Genomic DNA, 19,465 nt, shown 5'->3' on the forward strand with positions numbered 1-19,465 from the left:
CAACTTGCCAGCCGCTTTTCTAAAATTAGCCTGCTCAAGTCCATAGTATATATATGGTACCCTCTGCCGCTTTAGAACATCTCAACGCTATCACTGATATGATTCATGATTTTAATCCATCCAAACTTTCCACTTCGCATTGCCGCTCGCCCAATCAGCTTCCAGCGCACCTTTATCCCGAGCCGTATCCATACAGGCCCAGAATTTATTATGCTTATATACACCGAGCTTGCCATCTGTGCTTAAACACTCAAGCGGGCCGCGCTCAAAAATCGTTGAATCTCCATCTATATAATCAAAGACTTCGGGTTCCATCACCATGAAACCTGCGTTTATCCAAACACCGTCTTCTTGCGCTTTTTCATGAAAACCAGTTATTGTCCCATCATGATCGTTGATGTTGAGAATACCAAACCGTCCGCCTGGTTGAATCGCCGATAATGTAACGGTCTTTTCTGATTTTTCGTGAGTACGGATGAGTTTTGTTATATCAATGTCACTGACTCCATCGCCGTAGGTCATCATAAACCGCTCATTGCCGATATAAGGCGCAATGCGCTTAATACGTCCGCCAGTCAGTGTATGCAATCCAGTATCCACAACGGTGACTTTCCATGGCTCCGCAACATTCGTGTGTATAATCATTTTGTTATCGGCCTTAAAGTCAAATGTCATATCACTGCGATGTAAATAATAGTTGGCAAAGTACTCTTTAATCATATATCCCTTGTATCCGCAGCAAATTATGAATTCGTTGAAGCCATAATGAGAATAAATCTTCATAATATGCCACAGAATCGGTGCGTCACCAATCTCTATCATCGGCTTAGGTAGTAAGTGTGATTCCTCACTTATACGAGTGCCGAAACCTCCCGCGAGAATTACTACTTTCATAATAAACCTCCATTCTGGCTTTGCCAGCACAAATAGAAATGAAAGGAGGGTGTCTAGCCACCCGATCCACATGGAATATAATATGCCGACAAATATGCCTAGGTGCCTATTTAATCTGTCTGCGGGAGAATTGAAAAGCAGTTAGTAGAAGTAAAAAACGAATGGAGTAATTGAAGAATGCGGTAGTCTATGAAACTTGGTGGAAAGAACAACGAAACATATTTGAACTAAGTGCTTTTTTAGAACATCTGCTTTTTGATTTGCATAAACTTAATATTATTGGAAGTTGATTGGAGGCGAATACAAATGGTAAATGATATCTCATTGGATTTGATTTTAAATAAACCTAATTACCAAGAGTTAATTATCGATAAATGCGCCGAACTTCTAAAAGAATTCGAAAGTACTTCTATTGTTTTATTTGGTGCTGGCGATATTGGAGTTGGATACCTGAGATATTTCAGGGCTCATCATATCACCGACAGACTCCTCTTTTGCGATAATGATTCAAGAAAGCAGGGAACTCAAATAGAGGGAGTTCCTGTCATAAGCTTTGATGATCTTAAGACCAAATATAGTGATAGTTTTATTCTTATTACATCCTATCAATACAGCGAAGAAATATCTGTTCAATTAAAAGAAAATAAATTGCACAACAACCTGATTGAACATATTGTTGCATCGGACATTGCCTTTTATTTAATATTCCGGAATTATTCAGCGGTGGTGAGTATGAATACCACTGATTTTAACACCGTTTACAACATGCTTGCAGATGAACAGTCCAAGCATGTTTTTTATGAACGAATCAATTATTGTATTACTGGGAACCGTGAGCATCTGATTCCTTTGAAAAGCGAGGCTCCTCAGTATTTTGAATCCGATATAATCACATTGACGGAAGAAGAAGTTTTCGTTGATGGAGGTGCTTTCACCGGCGACACTCTAGAAATGTTTCTTAAGCAAACGGGAGGAAAGTATAAGAGAATCTACGCTTTTGAACCGGAGGAAAGTAAACATAAACAGTTTCTTGACAAGTTTGCACAATCGGCAAATATTGAGCTTATACCGTGCGGCCTTTGGAGTCAAAAAGACAAGCTTCTCTTCAATGCACAGGGGAGCGTAGCCAGCGGATTAAGCACAAACGGAAATATTGAGATTCCTGTTATATCTGTTGATGAAGTTCTTCAGGGAGAGCCCGTTACGTTTATCAAAATGGACATAGAAGGCGCAGAGTTAGAAGCGCTCAAAGGGGCAGAGCGGACAATAAGAAAATATAAACCAAAGCTTGCCATCTGCGTGTATCATAAGCCGTTGGATATCGTACAAATACCATTATATTTAAAGCAGCTAGTACCAGAATATAAACTATTTATGAGACATTACAGCGATGGGTTTTGTGAAACTGTATGTTATGCTGTCACATAAGGAGAGAAATCTATGCCGATCCTAAGTATCATCATCCCTGTATATAATGTCGAATCATATTTGGACGAATGCCTTCAAAGCATCTTAAATCAGATTGATATCGATTATGAGGTTATCTTAGTCGATAATGCAGCAACGGATCGAAGTGGCCCTATCTGTGATGCTTATGCAGCACGTTATAAACATATCAACACCATTCATCTGGATGTGAATAGCCTTCCTGCAGGGGCACGGAATGCAGGTTTAAGGATAGCGACAGGAAAATACGTCCATTTTTGCGATGGCGACGATTATTTTATAAAAGGGATATTTTTACGAATCAAAGACTTATTGCAGTCTTCTGGCTCTGATGTACTTATAGGGCGATTTGTTTGTATACCGGAAAAAGGAGCGTACATTACGAACGACGTCACTCTCAATCCAGATGTTTTTAACGGGTCTTGTTCAAGTTCAATGGCAGAATACCTGCTTAGTTTGCCTAACCTGTTATGCACCTCCTGGAGATTGATTGTAAACCGAGAGTTATTATTGGCTAACTGTATTACTTTTCCCGAGGGATGCCATTCGGAGGATGAGGAATGGTTTCTAAAGGTAATATGTTGTGCCAATACATTCTCTTTAATGCATGAGCCTTTTTATTGTTATCGCCCTAGAGCAATCGGATCGGTAACAGCAACGAAAGAATATTTAAACAGCAAGTCTCATCTCATCGTAACTTTGCATTTACTGAGGTTTCTTCATGAAAAGAATTATGAAGATGCCCGGCGCGATCTCATCTATTCGCGCGTTGACTTTCTACTTGGCTTGTTCGCAACACGTTGCGATACCTTTAGTAGAAGGGAGTTATATGAATTAGCTAACATCATTGAAAAAAATATGGACATTTTTCCACTGGTCTCAAAATTGCCGCGGAATTATTATTTATTTGAATTAATCAACGTGTATGGCTCTTTCATCGGAATATATATGTACCGTACACTGGTTGTAGAAACGACATTGGAGTTGTTGTACGGTCAAGAGGGCAAGGACGGAATTTATGTATTCCCTACAGGATATAACGGCGAAGGCACAGCTAGAATCTTGCAGAACGCAGGGTACAATGTAAAAGGTTTTTTGGATAACAGTGAGCAAAAAGCCGGCTGTGTCATCAATGGACTTCCTGTAAGTTTGCCTAGTACATTAGAACGAATGTCACCAGAAACCCGGGACCGTATATTCGTAATCGTTACAATACAGAGCGAGCATATTGCACAGTTGATAAAGAAGCAACTGCGGGAGCTAGGGCTTCGTGATTCCCAGTTTACCAGCAGAATCTATTAGCAAGATTGTAGAATGGAGCGGCTCCGATGACAATCAGCGTCCTAATTCATCGTTTCTTAAATTTTCTATCAGCAAGAAACTCTTGGTAAATAAATTTTAATAACACAAAAAAGGCTACCCCTTTTTAGGGAGTAGTCTTCTTAAAATCAATGAATTATATATTAGACAGCTTCATAATATAAGGTTAAAACCTTACATCATGCCGCCCATATAGTTTCAAAGTGTAATATGTTTAACCATATTAGAAACAAACAGCCTGAAACCAACGTTTTTCTAGTGTTAAGTGTAATATCTTTAACTTGAATTTAATGTGATTTATTATCTTTCGTTAGCAAAATGTTAGCATTTGGTTAGTAGCTATTGATAAGCGATTAAACCTATATAGCAAAATAATAAAGGTTAAACGAAAAGCGATGCTACTCCTAAATGCATCGCTTTTCGTCAATGATTACCTACTTAACATGTGTGAAGTGTAATTGACAACACACGAGATGTTGGTGGCTTTACAAACTAATCAATCCAAATTTCTTTCAATTAAAACCTAGAAAGCATAATCTTCATCTGTTTCGGCTACATTGTCAAAGCTAGATTCACCAGGCTTCGTATTCTCACACATTAACTCTGCCTGCTTCATAACAACTTCTAATGCTTCTCTTGCTTGCTTTGGTGGATAATCGTATTTCTTCAACAATCGTTTGATAATACGACGCATGCCTGCTTGAGCACTTTTGCGGACGCTCCAATCAATTGTAATATTGTATTGGATAGCAATTGTCAGTTCTTGAGCGATTTTCTTTAAGGTATCATCGCCCATCATTTGCTTGACGATTTCATCAGCGGTCAGTGCTGTATAGAAAGCAATTTCATCCGAATTTAAACCTAACGCTCGTTCCTCTTCTTTTGCCTTCTTTATCTCATGAGCCATCTTAATCAGTTCTTCAATTACCTCTGCATTCGTAATTGCTTGATTGCGATATTTATTAATTGCTTTCTTCAATTTCTCAGAGAATTTCTCCGATTTAACGAGATTGCTTTTCTCCATTACTTTTAGATTTCCTTCTAGCAACTTACGTAGCATTTCTACAGCTAAGTTTTTATGTTGAAGATGACGGACTTCTTCCAAGAAATCTTCCGATAATATAGAGATATCAGGGCGTTTAATGCCTAGACTATCAAACACATCAATTACATCTTCCGAAATAATAGATCGTTCAAGCATTTGATTCACACGGGCTTCAATTTCTTTCTTCGACTTCTTTTTCGTTCCTTTTGCTCCCAGTTTAGAAAGACTGGCTTTCACCGCTTTGAAATAACTTATTTCCAGTGCAGCTTGCTTTCCTTCTTCTGTAGCTGCACATAGTGAATGAGCTTTTGCAACTTCTATAGCAAACTGTTTGAAATCCTTTTGCTCTTTCTCTTCCAACCCTAAAATGAAGTTCATACCACCTGTGATTGCGCGGACTCTTCTTGCTTGTGATGTGCCCATATAAGCCGAGTAATCATAGTGATGAAACATTCCACGTAAAACTTCTAGCTTTTCCTGCATAACCGCAATTGCTGCATTCGTATCAATAGCTGTGTTTGCTCGATCACTGTCAGTATATTGCTTTAATGCTTTTTTTAAGTTTTCTAGAATCCCGATATAATCAACAACAACACCACCAGGTTTATCTTTAAACACACGATTGACACGTGCGATTGCCTGCATTAAGTTGTGACCTTTCATAGGCTTATCAATATACATCGTATGCATAGAAGGTACATCGAATCCAGTTAACCACATATCTCGAACAATAACGATCTGCAGTTCATCGCTCGTATCTTTCATTCGTCTCGCTAACGTATCACGACGATGCTTTCCACCCACATGCTTTTGTAAACGTTCTTCATCTCCAGCACTACCTGTCATAACGACCTTGATTACGCCTTTTTCTAATTCATCACTATGCCATTCTGGACGAATTTTAATTATTTCATCGTATAAATCTGCACAAATTTTACGACTCATACAAACGACCATCGCTTTACCTGCAATTGTTTTTGATTTTTCCTCGTAATGTTCTACAATATCTCTAGCTAAGCGCTTCACCCGATTTGGTGCGCCCACAATCGCTTCCATACGGGACCATTTGGTTTTATACTTTTCGCGATCGTTATCTTCCTGGCCTTCTGTAATTTCTTCAAATTCATCATCAAGCTTTTGCCATTCTTCTTCATCCGTATCCAATTTGATAATGCGGTTTTCATAAAAAATCTTAACTGTCGCTTCATCTTCAACAGCTCTTGTCATATCATAAACATCAATATAATGACCAAATACAGCTGGCGTCGATTTATCTTCAAATTCAATCGGTGTGCCTGTAAACCCTATAAAAGAAGCATTCGGCAAGGCATCACGCAAGTATTTCGCATAGCCATACTTCACTTCGCCTGTCTTGCTGTCTGTTGAGGCTTCAAGTCCATACTGACTTCGGTGCGCTTCATCAGCAATAATAATAACATTACGACGATCGGTAAGAACCGGCATTTCTCCATCTTCCGGCTTAAACTTTTGAATGGTTGTAAAAATAATACCGCCAGATTCTCGATCATTTAATAAATCGTATAAACCGTTTAGTTCTTTTGAGTTATCTTTCGCCTGCTGTTTCTTCTGTTCATCAGATAACTTACGTATATGTGCTTGTTTCGGTGATTGACGAAGAATATCTTCCGACTTAGCAAACGTTGTATACAGTTGATCATCTAGATCATTTCGGTCGGTGATCACAACAATTGTCGGGTTATTCAACTCTTTTACGAGCGATGCCGTATAGAAAACCATCGAATAACTTTTTCCCGATCCTTGTGTATGCCAGACAACTCCAATTTTCCGGTCACCTTGTTCCGCGGTTGCTTGCTTTGTACTCTCTACTGCTTTTTTAACCGCAAAGTATTGATGATAGGCAGCTAGAATTTTAATAATTGTGTTATTGTCACCAATCTTATTACCGTTCTCATCATGGATTGCCTCTTTTGATTCTTGGAAAAGAATAAAGTTCTGAACAATATCTACTAATCTCTTCTTATCAAGCATCCCTCGAAGTGCCACTTCATATTGCGGCACTTCAAGCGGCTCGATATTTACACCATCCACTGTACGCCAATTCATAAAGCGCTCTTCATTCGACGTAATCGTACCTGCTTTAGCATTAATGCCATCTGATATAATGTTGAATGCATTGTAACGAAATAATGAAGGAATATCAGTTTTATAAGTCTGAATCTGATTATATGCTTGTTCAATTCCTACACTTTCATCAGAAGCTGATTTCAACTCAATGACTACAAGAGGAAGGCCATTCACAAAAATAAGCACATCTGGCCTACGTTCCTCTTTTTCAATAATCGTAAATTGATTCACCACAAGGAATTCATTACGTTCCGGTTCATTAAAATCCACTACAATCGCTTTTTCCGTTTTAATTTCACCTTCTTTACGAAAGCTTACGTCAATTCCTTCAACCATTAGTTGATGAAATTGTTTATTGTTTTCATTCAAAGAAGGGCTATTAATCGTCACAATCTTACGGTACGCCTCTTCTAGTGCATCTTGTGGTAAATGACGGTTCAATTTATACAATGCATCACGCAGTCGCTCGCTCAACACCACTTCACAATAATCCTTCCGTTCCGGTTGCTCACCATCATGTCCAATCTCTGGACCAAATACATATTCATAATCCATCTCTTGCAGAATCTCAATAACCGCTTCCTCTAAACGATCTTCTGTGAAATTCTCTAAAAGACTCATACGACTTCCCCCTTTTTGCAGTGAAAACTATTCTTTCTCTATAGGGACACGGATTTCTCCTGACATTAGTTTTGGTAGGAGAGTGTCTCTTAACTCTATTAATCTTTTGGATTGTTTTTTTAGATTCACCTTCTGCTCAAACAGTTGTTTCATAAATTTGTTAGCTTTTTCATATGTTTCCTCATTAGGTACCAATACCTTTGAGTCGACTAAATCTTTTCTTTTTATGTGTCCCATAGTAGTAGCCTTACTCTCAGCAATTCTAATAAAGTTATCTAAATGATGTCTTGTCCATTGGAAGTAAAACCATTTGTCATAATTTTGAGATGTTACTTTAAATAAATGCTGATTTAACCCACATATTCCTCCACACCAAATATCAACTAGTAAGCTGCCAGACCACGAAAAAATAATATCTCCGTCTTGAATAATGTAATTACTACTTATATTCTCTGAGCAAATATCACTATTCTTATCAGTAAAACCTTGGCGAAGTTCCTTAATTTTCATAACTGGTATACCAACTTCATTTTCAGAAGGTCTATATTTTTGCATAGCTAATCCATTTAAAAATCCTGCTATCTTATCTAAACTACTTACTTCCCACCCCTCAGGTATCATCCCAAGTTCACTTTCAGCCATTGCTCCACCGCTCGATTTATACGGTTTTCCTTCTTCATTCGGAAACTCAAAATCGACAAACCATTGTTTAAAAATCGCTTGCGCCAATTCTTCTAGTTTTTTGTTGATTGCATTATTGACTTCAATTTTTTCATCAAGAGATGAAAGGATGTTTGCTATGGCTCTTTGTTCAGATAGTACAGGAATTGGCACAGGAATTTTTTTTAATGATGTTGATGCTTGAGCTATTGCGGGTACACCTACTTGTGATTGATTCATTAACAAGTGATATTGACCCATTCTCGAGTTTAGATAATAATATAAGAATTTACTATTCACTTTCTCCTCATCACAAGTTAATTTCATGCCACTTTGGGATACAATATATTTTTCATAATTGGAGTTTTCGGGAATATACCCTACTTGTCCTAAAGTTCCGCGGTGTGTAATTACAAGATCTTTTCTTTTAACCCAGCTTGACTTCAATTCAACTGCTTTTTCTTCTGTAACATATACAAAATCACTTTCTGAAAAATGATAACTCTTAAGATTATTCCCTCTAATAACAGGTACACCAGCGTCTACAAAATTTTCTTTTTTTATTTTAGATCCAAATGGCCCCATTGAGATAGCATTTTTATCAGATGATTTTATATTGTCAACTATCTCTATATCCCATTCTTCCGGAATTATTCCTACTTTCGTTTGTTTATATTTCATATCCAATCCCCCCAAGGTTCTTTCTTATTTCATCCTCTAGGCGACGTGATTCGACGAAAAATTCTCCAATCTCACTTGTCAGTCTTTCCATCTTCTCTTCGAACGGAACTCCATCATCTTTCTCTTCTTCAATTCCCACATAACGTCCTGGTGTTAACACATAATCATGTTCAAGCACTTCTTCTAACTTGGCTGCTTTGCAGAAACCTTGAACGTCTTCATACTTGCCATCTTCATTGCGCCAGTTGTGATATGCTTGTGCAATTTTAGTAATGTCTTCATCGCTTAACTCGCGATGGCGGCGGTCGACCATCATTCCTAGATTGCGTCCATCAATGAACAAGATTTCATTTTCCCTATTGCGGAATGAACCATGCTGTTTCTTATTTCTATTCAGTATCCATAAACATACCGGAATGGATGTAGAGTAAAACAGGCTTCCCGGTAGTGACACAATACAGTCCACTAAATCAGCATTAATTAAATTCTTACGAATTTCTCCTTCATTAGAAGTACTAGTACTTAATGAACCGTTTGCTAATACGATGCCGGCTACTCCGTTTGGTGCCAGATGATACACCATGTGCTGTAGCCAAGCATAATTGGCATTCCCTTCTGGTGGCGTGCCGTATTTCCAACGCACATCGTCGGTTAAACTGCTCCCACCCCAGTCACTGATATTGAATGGAGGATTCGCTAAAATATAATCTGCTTTTAACGTACGGTGCAAATCATCATGAAAAGTATCAGCATGATGATCTCCCAATTTCCCTGCTAATCCTCGAATCGCTAAATTCATACGACATAACTTCCAAGTAGTAGAATTTAATTCTTGACCATATATAGAAAGGTCATCCACTTTCCCTTGATGTTCAGTAACGAACTTTTCACTTTGAATAAACATTCCACCACTACCACATGCAGGGTCATAAATACGTCCTTTATATGGTTCAATTAGTTCGACTAATGTTTTAACAACGCTTGTTGGTGTATAGAACTCCCCACCGCCTTTTCCTTCGGCGCTTGCGAATTTACCTAAGAAATACTCATACACACGTCCAAGTAGATCTTTCTCGCCGTTGCTGTGCAATTTAATCGTAGAAATTAAGTCAATTAGTTCCCCTAGTCGGCGTTTATCTAGTTCTGGGCGAGCATAGCGCTTATCTAATACTCCTTTTAAATCTGTATTCTCTTTTTCAATAAGGATCATTGCATCATCAATGATTTGCCCAATTTTCACATCTTTAGCGTGATCTTTCACATAATCCCAACGAGATTCCACAGGAACCCAGAATATATTCTCACAATCATATTCATCTCTATCTTCTTCAAACCCTTCGCCTTCTTCTACCAACTCGTTGTATTTTGTTTCAAATTTATCTGAGATATATTTTAGGAAAATCAATCCTAAAACAACGTGTTTATATTCACCTGAATCCATGCTTCCTCGCAGCTTATCGGCTGCTTTCCATAGTTTTTCCTCAAAACCCACATTAGCGGTTGTTGTCATGTTACTTCCTCCTACATTCATTTCTTATTTATTTTAATAGTTATAGTCATCAAGAACTTCAAAGAGCTCGCTTTCAAACTCAGACTGTGATTCATCGCTATCAATTTCAGCTGGAAGCACCTCCAAATAATGCCCTAGTGCTTCTATCGTCCTTTTTAGAATCGCTTCATGCTGTGCTTTCTCCAGTAATTCTACAATTAATGCGTATGTATCCATATAAGGATGATCATCCACAATTTCAATGGCAGCTTTAAAACGGGCGACAAGCTTTGCTTTTTCGATTGACCTCTCGATTGCATTCATTTCTTCTTTATCGTAAATAGGAACATCAACGAGGTATTCATTTTCTTCATTTAAAGTAAACTTAGTTTCATGTCGTTCAACAACAGGCTGCAGATCTTGCTTCAGCTTTTCTTTTTGTATTTCCAACTTGTCGAGATCAGTCAGCTCTTTTGGAAAATAACTTGCTGGGATATTAAACAATTCTTCAAGGACAGGGAGATACTTTTTTGGTATATTCTGTTTCCCTTTTATCCACATATTAATATTCTGCTTCTTAATGCCAAGCTGATCAGCTAGTTCAATATGCTGCATATTAAATAGATGAAGAATATATTCGAGACCATTCAATCGCTCACCCCGTTTCTTTATTGTCCTGGTCAATCATGTTTATTTTACCCGTTCTATAAACGCTTTTCAATGAGGGGGTGAGCCTCACGAATTATTGAAAAAGGAGAAAGAATGTAAACTCTTTCTCCCAAAATATTATTTTAATTTAATTTTTTCATACTCTCCGCCTGACCAGCCAAAGCCGCTAGAAACTTGCAGTGAATAACTTGTAGAGTCAGCCGGCAATTCAAAAACCATTTTTCCTGTCTTTGATAAACCTGGATTAATGTCTTGAAGGAAGAAATCCATTGATCCTTCAAGCGCCATTGTAACGTCTGAATCAGTAGAAGGATCGAATTCCCTCTTCTTATCATCCACGACTTTAAACATACTACTGTCCACCATTCTCGCTTTACTATCGTTATTAACTGCTTCAATATCAATGATAACAAATTGCCCTGAAGTAGTTGCAGACTCAATAAATTGATTATTCGACTTTATTTCATTGGTTGCTGTTACATTCGTAACCTTGTAAGCCAATTTCCCTGTATTAACCATATCTCCTACTTGATACGTCTTAGATTCTTCTTTTTTAGCTTCTTTCTTTTGATCGGCTTTTACTTCTGTAGAGGCTTTTTCATCTGTAGATGACTCATCATCTCCCATAGATCCTATAATGCCAATTACAATGAACCCCCCTAATATGATCGCAATGATTTTTAAAAATTTCTTCATAATTAAAATCCCCCTATATTTTTATAACTCAATGCTCGGTTCAATATATTGTCTGAGTCAATAAATTTATATTAATGCATTTTATTGTCTGAGTCAATAAAAATAACAAAACTTAACTTAAATAACTAAATTCATAATCATTCTAAAATTCCTTTAGCTATTTATTGCACTTTTTCGATGAAAGGGTTTTATTACCTATACAAATTGAAATCCTATAGGGTCAGAGCTGCTCCCTCTGTCAAAACGCTGTCGTTGCTAGTACCGACACGAGTGAAACTAGAAACAGAATATCTGAACGTGGGATTTGCCCTTAAGTCACGATAAATAAGAGGAGGTTAGCTGAGCCGATGCTATAAAATCAGCGTACCATACATCAGTCAAGGATATTGCCACTGTATAAAGTCCGGTATGGGAGCCTTAGAGAAGTGACGACAACTTCTTGTGGAAATCGGTCGGGTTGGGATTCTAGTGATTACGGTCACGTAGATTGCTAGTGATACTTTGTTGGGTAGAATGACAAAGTGCTAGCTTTGATAGAAATATCGTGTTTAACAGTGGTGACTCACATATGCACTCAGCACATGGACGAAGTTGTGTAACATCTATCCTCTAGCCTATAAACTTTATGTTTGTAGAGCTAGGGTAGGTGTTTTGTGATCTAAACCGCAACTCGCAGCATACCGAAGTTATGTGTTATGAAGGAATGTGGCTCCAGCCATATTCACTGAAATAACATACGAAGTAACACTTACCTGTATTTACCTCTTGAAATTTTAGCGTGAAATGGTTTTCGTTATCTAGCAGTCAGATGAATTGCCGAAACACTTGATAAGGAGAATTATGATGAATAGAAAGCCAGTACTTACTAGAAACGATAAGAAGATTCGCTACGCTACAGAGCAAAAGCTAAAGAAGATGAGAGATAAAGGTGTAGTAGTATGAGAGCAATACCTTCCCCACAACTAAAGAAGAAAGCCAACAAATTGGTGAAACAAGGATTACTATCTCCCTTATTGTTTCATAGTTTTGTAGCTTATGAGAAGGAAAGGATACTACAAGATGAAGAATCCGTCAATTAATCCTTCATTCCCTGGTCAGCAAATCAAAACTGTAACGGTATATATCAAACGTAGCGAACATGAGGCATTCACCCAATTATGTTTACCTCTTTTCGACGAAGACGATGAACCTGCGATTAACAGTACATAGGTATAAAACAATCACTTCCATGTCAATGATGCATGATGAGGTGATATCAATGCGTAAAGTCATTAAACTGCAAACCGTTCAGCAGGACAATAACGCGGCGCAAGTTTGGATGGAACATCTAATCAACCGACTTTTATTGGAAGAACTGAATCTGCCTATTCCTTTGGTAGCGAAAGCAGTATATCAACTATCTAAATCAAATCAGAAATGAGGCATACATATGAATCATAAGTATCATGTCTTCTTTCGTCGCGTTAGCAGTGCTAATCAAGACTTGGAAACACAGATTGAATTTGATCGTCCATTCAGAGAAGCTTGTGATGAAGACAAAATATTGATCATTGATGAAGATGCGACATCAGCCAATAAGCTCCGAATAGACCAACGCCCCAAAATCATGGAGGTTCTCGAACTTATTGAAGCAGATAATGTAGATACAGTATATGCTTATGACCGCACTCGGTTATTTCGTGACTATTATGAGGCACAAGACTTCTGCCAAGCTTGCATCGAACATGAAGTGAAGATTATTTTCACGTCGACAAGCAACGGACATATCCCATTCACTGGTGACATCTTTATGGAAGGTATTCTTAATTTGTTCGGTGATATTGAAGGAAAAAACATTGCTAGAAGAACGGACGAAGCTCGGAGAAAGTATCCGCCTAAGAAATACGGATATAGGAAAACAAATGATAAAAAATATCAAAAAGTAATGGAAACAAAGCAAATCATTGAGGAATTCTTCGAAGAAATTCAAGAGATTCACTCCTTGAAATCTCTAATTTCTTTTCTAAAGAAGTACCGACAATCTTTAGGGAAAGGTCGAATGGATAAGGATCTTTTGCGAATGGCTACTGATCCTTTCTATGCTGGGTATGATTTGCACGGAGGAGAATTTCACCTTCCTCATGTGGACCCTTTTCTATCGAAAGAAAGCTTCCTGCAAATTCAAAAACAACTTGTCCCTGTTATAGAAGCTTATGAATCACATCTAACAAACATTCAGTCGCTTTATACAAGTCTACCAAAGTGCGGATATTGTCATAAAACATTAAAGCCAAAGCTTACCGCTGATCGCTCTGTCACCTTTATGTCATGTTCGTCTAGACATATTAAGGTCTATTATGAAACGAAAGAAATCAATGCAGTAGTACTAGAAACAATCAAGCAAGTGTTAAATCAATTGGATGCAGACAAGCTCATCTTTGATTCAAATGCAAAAATGAAAGAGATTCGGAAAACACTTAAGGAAGAAATCAATAAAACCAAAAGGGAAATACAAAAAGCTTCTGATGCGATCCTTTTCTCTGAAAATGATTCCTATAACGAAAACTGGGAAGAAAACGAACAGTATAAAACAATGCAAGAACTTCATAAGGTATACAGGTATTTGGAAGAAGAACTAAGGGAAAAACATAAATTGCTAATCGGTAATCAGCAACTATATCAACTCACTATAGAATCCTTAGAAAATCAGGCAGAAATGAATATCAGCGCTTTAACAGGTCTACTTATCAATGAAGTGCGACTGTTTGCAGAGAAGATAGAAATTGATGTGAACAAATTTGATTATCTTAGAGATTTCAATACCGAAATAATCATACAACAGGAGGCTTTCTCATGAACCAACCAGCCTTTGCATACATTCGTCGATCGTCATACAAGCAACAGCAAAACCATAGCGTTGAAACACAAAAGGCGCGTATCCTAGACTTTGCAAAGAATAAAGGTCTTTCCATACCGGAAGACTTCATCATTATTGAAGATGTGACCAGTGCTTATAGTAAGAAAGCCAGCCAACGGAAAGCTTTGATGAGACTGAAAGAACACATGATGGAAAGTGGTATCAACACAGTTGTATTTAATGAAGAGTCTCGCATGGATCGAACTGGTTATACCTTTGTCCTTGATTTTTACCGTCCTTTATTTCAACACTTTGGCAAACTGAATATATATACGACAGAATCAACTGAAGTTTGGTCTCCCGATGCCCAACAAGTCAAGATTGCATTCCTTCTTTATCAACAAGAATCCACCATTAAGTCTGAACGTGCTATCGGTGACTTACGAACTCGTTTGCAATCTGAAGAAGGAAAGCGAAGACGTCCAGGATCCAAGGTACCTTTTGGCTATAATCAAGTGGACAATGAATTAATACCGAATAATCAAGCAGAAATCGTATCGTTTATCTATTACTTGCATAGTTGGGGCCACTCTATGAAATATATTGCTGAATGTTTGAATTACGCTGATATACCATCTGCCACAAATGGAAAATGGGCTGTCAGCAGTATCGAATCCATTCTGAAAAACAAAGTATATACAGGCACTTTGCAGTGGAACATCAAGAAAGGAAAGGCAGCGGAAACATTTACGTTCCCTTCTTCCCACCCATCCATCGTCCCTACCACTCTAATCGAATTGATAGAGATGAACTATCAACTGCAGGAAACCTATGGGCGAATGAATACACCGTTCTTACTTTTAAACAAAGTATGCTGTAGCAATTGTCAACAAACACTGGTATGTAAGAATGCTTCCACAAAACGAAGTGGCAAGTCATACAAGTATCAATATTACATCTGCACTCACTGTTCTTACAAATGGCCTGCAGAAGAATTACACAGTACAGTCTACGAGAAATTGGTTCGTTATATCAAGCAACTATTGTCTGATAATGAACAACATAAGGTGATGGAACAATCCATTCAACAACATCAACTGTTTTTCGACCAATGCATCGAAGAAGTAGAACACAAGCTCAACCTTCTTCTCACTAAAGAAGCACTAGCAAAAGCAAATTCCGATGAAAAACTTCTCGATTTAATCATGTATAAAAATGAAGAGCTCATTCAAGAAAGAGAATTATTGCATTCTAAACAACAATTGCTTGAAACCATACATGAATCATTATTAAATGGTACCTTCTTAGAAAGATTTACACTAGTCTCTGAAGAAAGCATGCACACGCAAGAATTACGACTATTAATTTTATATTTCGTTGAATCGATTACTGTATCGGCTTCTTCAGCACCCAAAATCACTTTTTCATCAGATGTGTTGCGAGATTTATTCGCGGAAGAATAGATGCAATACCGAAATTCCTAAATCCTTAATGGATGAAAAATCGAGTGTCATCTTAGGTGACATTCTTTACATACATATCAAATATTTGAAAAGGCACTAGCACTGCCTTTTCAGCCATTATGTTTTCGATACTACATCTGTAATGGTATACCAATATGGATATAGTGCCGAAACCTATTACCAGTATAGACAAAGAACCGAAATATAAACATAAAAGCAATTTTGGAGGGGTTTACTTATGAATCAAACAAAACAATATACGACTTGGGAATCTCTACCCGATACATTAACAGCGTCTCACATCGCGCAGTTTCTTGGAATCTCAAGAAAAACAGTCTATGAATTATTCAAGCAACATGTAGAACACGGTGGCATTCCCAACTTTGATATTGGCGCCTCTAAGCGAGTAGAAAAAGCCGATTTAGCTATGTGGATTGCCAATCAAAAACAGAAAAAAACTCAAGCAATGTAGATTAAGAATAGAAGAAAAGTAATTCCTTCTTATCCTTACATAGTAAATAAAGAAAACGTATCTGCTACATGTGCAGTGGAAATAATAAATAATCGTAGGAACATTACACCAAAGAAAAGAGGTTTACGAAATGAAAGGACATTTTCATCGTAGAGGCTGTACATGCAAAAAGAAACGATGCAGTTGTGGCTCAACTTGGAGCTTCGTAATTGATATCGGGCGAGACCCCGCTACTGGGAAGAGAAAACAAAAGACGAAAGGAGGATTTCGAACAAAACAAGAAGCTGAATCAGCTGCTACAGAGCTTATTTATGAAATCAATCAAGGCATGTACGTGCAGGAACAGAACGTCGTCTTCAAAGATTTTACAAGCGAATGGCTTCTTATATATAGCGAGAAGAATAACGTAAAACCGGGTACCATTCGTATCAGACAGCACGAAATCAATAAATTATTGCCCTACTTCTCTCTTTTAAAGCTAAAAGACATCACAGCGAAACGATATCAAGATGCTTTAAATGATTTAAAAGAAAAAGGTTACGCGGATAATACATTGGATGGTGTACATCGTACCGGAAGAATGATTTTCAAGAAGGCCATTGAAATGAGAATCATTAAAAACGATCCAACAGAGTTCGCCTATCTAAAGAAAGATCGAAAAACCATTGAGGAATTAGAGGAACAAGAAATCCCGAAATATATGGAAAAAGAAGAGCTAGCTTTACTATTACAAACATCCGCTCAAAAAGGATTAGATTTGGATTACTTAATCTTCCTTACTCTTTCCTACACAGGCATGCGAGTTGGTGAATTAGTAGCACTTAAGTGGAAAGACATTGACTTTGAAGAACAGACAATCAGCATTACGAAAACATACTATAATCCGACTAATAACACGCTGGAATACCAACTAGTACCACCTAAGACTAGAAGATCTAAGCGAACCATAGTCGTTGCTGAAGATGTTATTGTAGCTCTTAATGAGCATATGGAATTACAAAGAAAGGTTAAGGAACGATTAGGTGATGCTTATTTTGATGAAGGATTTATTTTCGCCAAGAATGACAGACATCCTGGCTACCCTATTTTCATTAAGACCATCGAAAACCGAATGGCTCGATTACTGAAATTAGCAAGACTAAACACAGAGCTTACTCCTCACTCTTTACGCCATACGCACACATCATTGCTTGCAGAAGCGAGAGTAGGATTAGAAGAAATAATGGACCGATTAGGACACTGCGATGATGAAACAACGAAAAATGTTTATCTGCACGTAACAAAAGAAATGAAAAAAGAGGCTTCTCATAAATTTGCTCAATTAATGAGAAGCCTCTAATCGGGCGAGAAATGTTAACAAAATGTTAGCATTGCTCTTATCCCTTATTCAAAATCCTTATAAATCAAGGGTTTCGGGGGCAGATTACATCATGCCGCCCATTCCACCCATGCCGCCCATATCAGGCATCATTGGTGCGCCGCCTTCTTGTGGCTTGTCAGCAACTACTGCTTCAGTAGTTAAGAACATAGCCGCAACAGAAGCTGCGTTTTGTAGTGCGTAACGAGTTACTTTAGTTGGATCTACGATACCAGCTTCGATCATGTTAACCCACTCGCCGTTTGCTGCGTTGAAGCCTGTTCCTACTTCTTCGCGCTTTAAGCGTTCTACGATTACAGAACCTTCTAAACCAGCGTTGTGAGCGATTTGACGTACAGGCTCTTCCATTGCACGTAGTACAATGTTTACACCAGTAGCTTCGTCACCTTCAGCAACGATTTCAGCTACTTTGTTGTATACGTTAAGAAGTGCAGTACCACCACCTGATACGATACCTTCTTCAACTGCTGCACGAGTTGAGTTAAGAGCATCTTCAATACGTAATTTGCGTTCTTTAAGCTCAGTTTCAGTAGCAGCACCAACTTTGATTACTGCAACACCACCAGCTAATTTAGCAAGACGTTCTTGAAGTTTTTCACGATCGAATTCTGAAGTAGTTTCTTCAAGTTGAACACGGATTTGGTTGATACGAGCGTCGATATTTGTTTTATCTCCAGCACCTTCAACGATTACAGTGTTTTCTTTTGTTACAACGATTTTAGCTGCGCGTCCTAGTGATTCAAGACCAGCTGATTTAAGGTCACGACCTAATTCTTCAGTAATCACTTCACCACCAGTTAATGCAGCTATATCTTCTAGCATTGCTTTACGACGGTCACCAAATCCAGGAGCTTTAACAGCTACTGCATTGAATGTTCCACGTAATTTGTTCACTACTAGAGTTGCAAGAGCTTCACCTTCAACATCTTCAGCAACGATTAATAATGGTTTGCTTTGTTGAACAACTTGCTCAAGAACTGGTAGGATTTCTTGAATGCTACCGATTTTCTTATCAGTGATTAAGATGAATGGATTGTCAAGAACTGCTTCCATTTTATCTGAATCAGTTACCATGTATGCAGATGCATATCCACGGTCGAATTGCATACCTTCTACAACGTCTAATTCAGTTGTGAAACCTTTAGATTCTTCAATTGTGATAACACCGTCGTTACCAACACGTTCCATAGCCTCTGAAATAAGTTGTCCAACTTCAGAATCAGCTGCAGAAATAGCTGCTACTTGAGCGATAGACTCTTTATTTTCGATTGGTTTAGAAATTGCTTGTAATTCTTCTACAGCTAATTTAACTGCTTTCTCGATACCTTTGCGAATACCCATTGGGTTAGCACCAGCTGTAACGTTCTTTAAGCCTTCGCGAATCATCGCTTGAGCAAGAACTGTTGCAGTAGTTGTACCGTCACCAGCGATATCATTTGTTTTGCTTGCTACTTCAGCAACTAGTTTAGCACCCATGTTTTCGAATGCATCTTCTAGTTCGATTTCTTTAGCAATTGTTACACCATCATTAGTAATAAGTGGTGAACCAAATTTCTTTTCTAGAACCACGTTGCGTCCTTTTGGTCCAAGAGTAACTTTTACTGCATTTGCAAGAGCATCTACACCACGAAGCATCGAACGACGAGCTTCTTCACTGAACTTAATGTCTTTTGCCATGTTTCCATTACC

At 38.0% G+C, this 19,465-nt stretch carries 15 protein-coding genes; 8 read left to right on the forward strand and 7 right to left on the reverse strand.

Annotated elements, in window-relative coordinates:
- Positions 1–111 precede the first annotated feature (111 nt).
- Positions 112–894, reverse strand: a complete 783-nt coding sequence (rfbF, locus tag TX86_RS24720; RefSeq protein ID WP_042353089.1) for a glucose-1-phosphate cytidylyltransferase — start codon at positions 892–894, stop codon at positions 112–114.
- A gap of 306 nt (positions 895–1,200) precedes the next feature.
- Here rfbF and TX86_RS26000 point away from each other — a divergent pair, with 306 nt between their 5' ends.
- Entirely contained in the window at positions 1,201–2,322 is a 1,122-nt protein-coding gene (locus TX86_RS26000) for an FkbM family methyltransferase (RefSeq protein WP_052343903.1), read from the forward strand.
- A gap of 12 nt (positions 2,323–2,334) precedes the next feature.
- On the forward strand, positions 2,335–3,642 hold the full coding sequence (locus TX86_RS24730; RefSeq protein ID WP_042353090.1) for a glycosyltransferase family 2 protein: 1,308 nt from the start codon (positions 2,335–2,337) through the stop codon (positions 3,640–3,642).
- 541 nt (positions 3,643–4,183) lie between these two features.
- Here TX86_RS24730 and TX86_RS24735 read toward each other — a convergent pair.
- The 5 genes from TX86_RS24735 to TX86_RS24755 all read right to left on the reverse strand — a co-directional run bounded on the left by TX86_RS24735 (position 4,184) and on the right by TX86_RS24755 (position 11,627).
- On the reverse strand, positions 4,184–7,432 hold the full coding sequence (locus TX86_RS24735) for a type I restriction endonuclease subunit R (protein ID WP_042353091.1): 3,249 nt from the start codon (positions 7,430–7,432) through the stop codon (positions 4,184–4,186).
- Between the two features lie 27 nt (positions 7,433–7,459).
- A complete protein-coding gene (locus TX86_RS26515; RefSeq protein ID WP_081707836.1) occupies positions 7,460–8,773 on the reverse strand; it encodes a restriction endonuclease subunit S in 1,314 nt (437 codons plus the stop codon).
- Complete coding sequence (locus TX86_RS24745) at positions 8,763–10,283, reverse strand: class I SAM-dependent DNA methyltransferase (RefSeq protein ID WP_042353092.1); 1,521 nt, start codon at positions 10,281–10,283, stop codon at positions 8,763–8,765. Before TX86_RS24745 ends, TX86_RS26515 begins: the two co-directional genes overlap by 11 nt.
- 33 nt (positions 10,284–10,316) lie before the next feature.
- On the reverse strand, positions 10,317–10,913 hold the full coding sequence (locus TX86_RS24750; protein ID WP_042353093.1) for a helix-turn-helix domain-containing protein: 597 nt from the start codon (positions 10,911–10,913) through the stop codon (positions 10,317–10,319).
- Between the two features lie 135 nt (positions 10,914–11,048).
- Positions 11,049–11,627, reverse strand: a complete 579-nt coding sequence (locus TX86_RS24755) for a DUF4352 domain-containing protein (protein ID WP_052343905.1) — start codon at positions 11,625–11,627, stop codon at positions 11,049–11,051.
- Between the two features lie 1,059 nt (positions 11,628–12,686).
- Between TX86_RS24755 and TX86_RS26925 the strand changes: the two genes are divergently transcribed.
- The 6 genes from TX86_RS26925 (at position 12,687) to TX86_RS24775 (ending at position 17,737) form a co-directional block, all read left to right on the forward strand.
- Entirely contained in the window at positions 12,687–12,836 is a 150-nt protein-coding gene (locus TX86_RS26925; protein ID WP_154663226.1) for a hypothetical protein, read from the forward strand.
- Positions 12,837–12,885: 49 nt separating this feature from the next.
- On the forward strand, positions 12,886–13,047 hold the full coding sequence (locus TX86_RS26930) for a hypothetical protein (RefSeq protein WP_195892950.1): 162 nt from the start codon (positions 12,886–12,888) through the stop codon (positions 13,045–13,047).
- 9 nt (positions 13,048–13,056) lie between these two features.
- Positions 13,057–14,463, forward strand: a complete 1,407-nt coding sequence (locus tag TX86_RS24760) for a recombinase family protein (RefSeq protein ID WP_042353094.1) — start codon at positions 13,057–13,059, stop codon at positions 14,461–14,463.
- Positions 14,460–15,926, forward strand: coding sequence for a recombinase family protein (locus TX86_RS24765; RefSeq protein ID WP_042353096.1), 1,467 nt, complete (start codon positions 14,460–14,462; stop codon positions 15,924–15,926). The genes TX86_RS24760 and TX86_RS24765 overlap by 4 nt, the downstream gene beginning before the upstream one ends.
- 238 nt (positions 15,927–16,164) lie before the next feature.
- A complete protein-coding gene (locus TX86_RS24770; protein WP_042353097.1) occupies positions 16,165–16,398 on the forward strand; it encodes a helix-turn-helix domain-containing protein in 234 nt (77 codons plus the stop codon).
- A 130-nt stretch (positions 16,399–16,528) separates the two neighbouring features.
- Positions 16,529–17,737, forward strand: coding sequence for a site-specific integrase (locus TX86_RS24775; protein ID WP_042353098.1), 1,209 nt, complete (start codon positions 16,529–16,531; stop codon positions 17,735–17,737).
- Between the two features lie 84 nt (positions 17,738–17,821).
- On the opposite strand, the gene groL is transcribed toward TX86_RS24775, so the two are convergent.
- On the reverse strand, positions 17,822–19,453 hold the full coding sequence (gene groL / locus TX86_RS24780; protein ID WP_042353099.1) for a chaperonin GroEL: 1,632 nt from the start codon (positions 19,451–19,453) through the stop codon (positions 17,822–17,824).
- Positions 19,454–19,465: the final 12 nt, after the last annotated feature.

Source organism: Bacillus massiliigorillae, from assembly GCF_000380245.2.
GTDB classification, from domain to species: domain Bacteria; phylum Bacillota; class Bacilli; order Bacillales; family DSM-1321; genus Bacillus_AD; species Bacillus_AD massiliigorillae.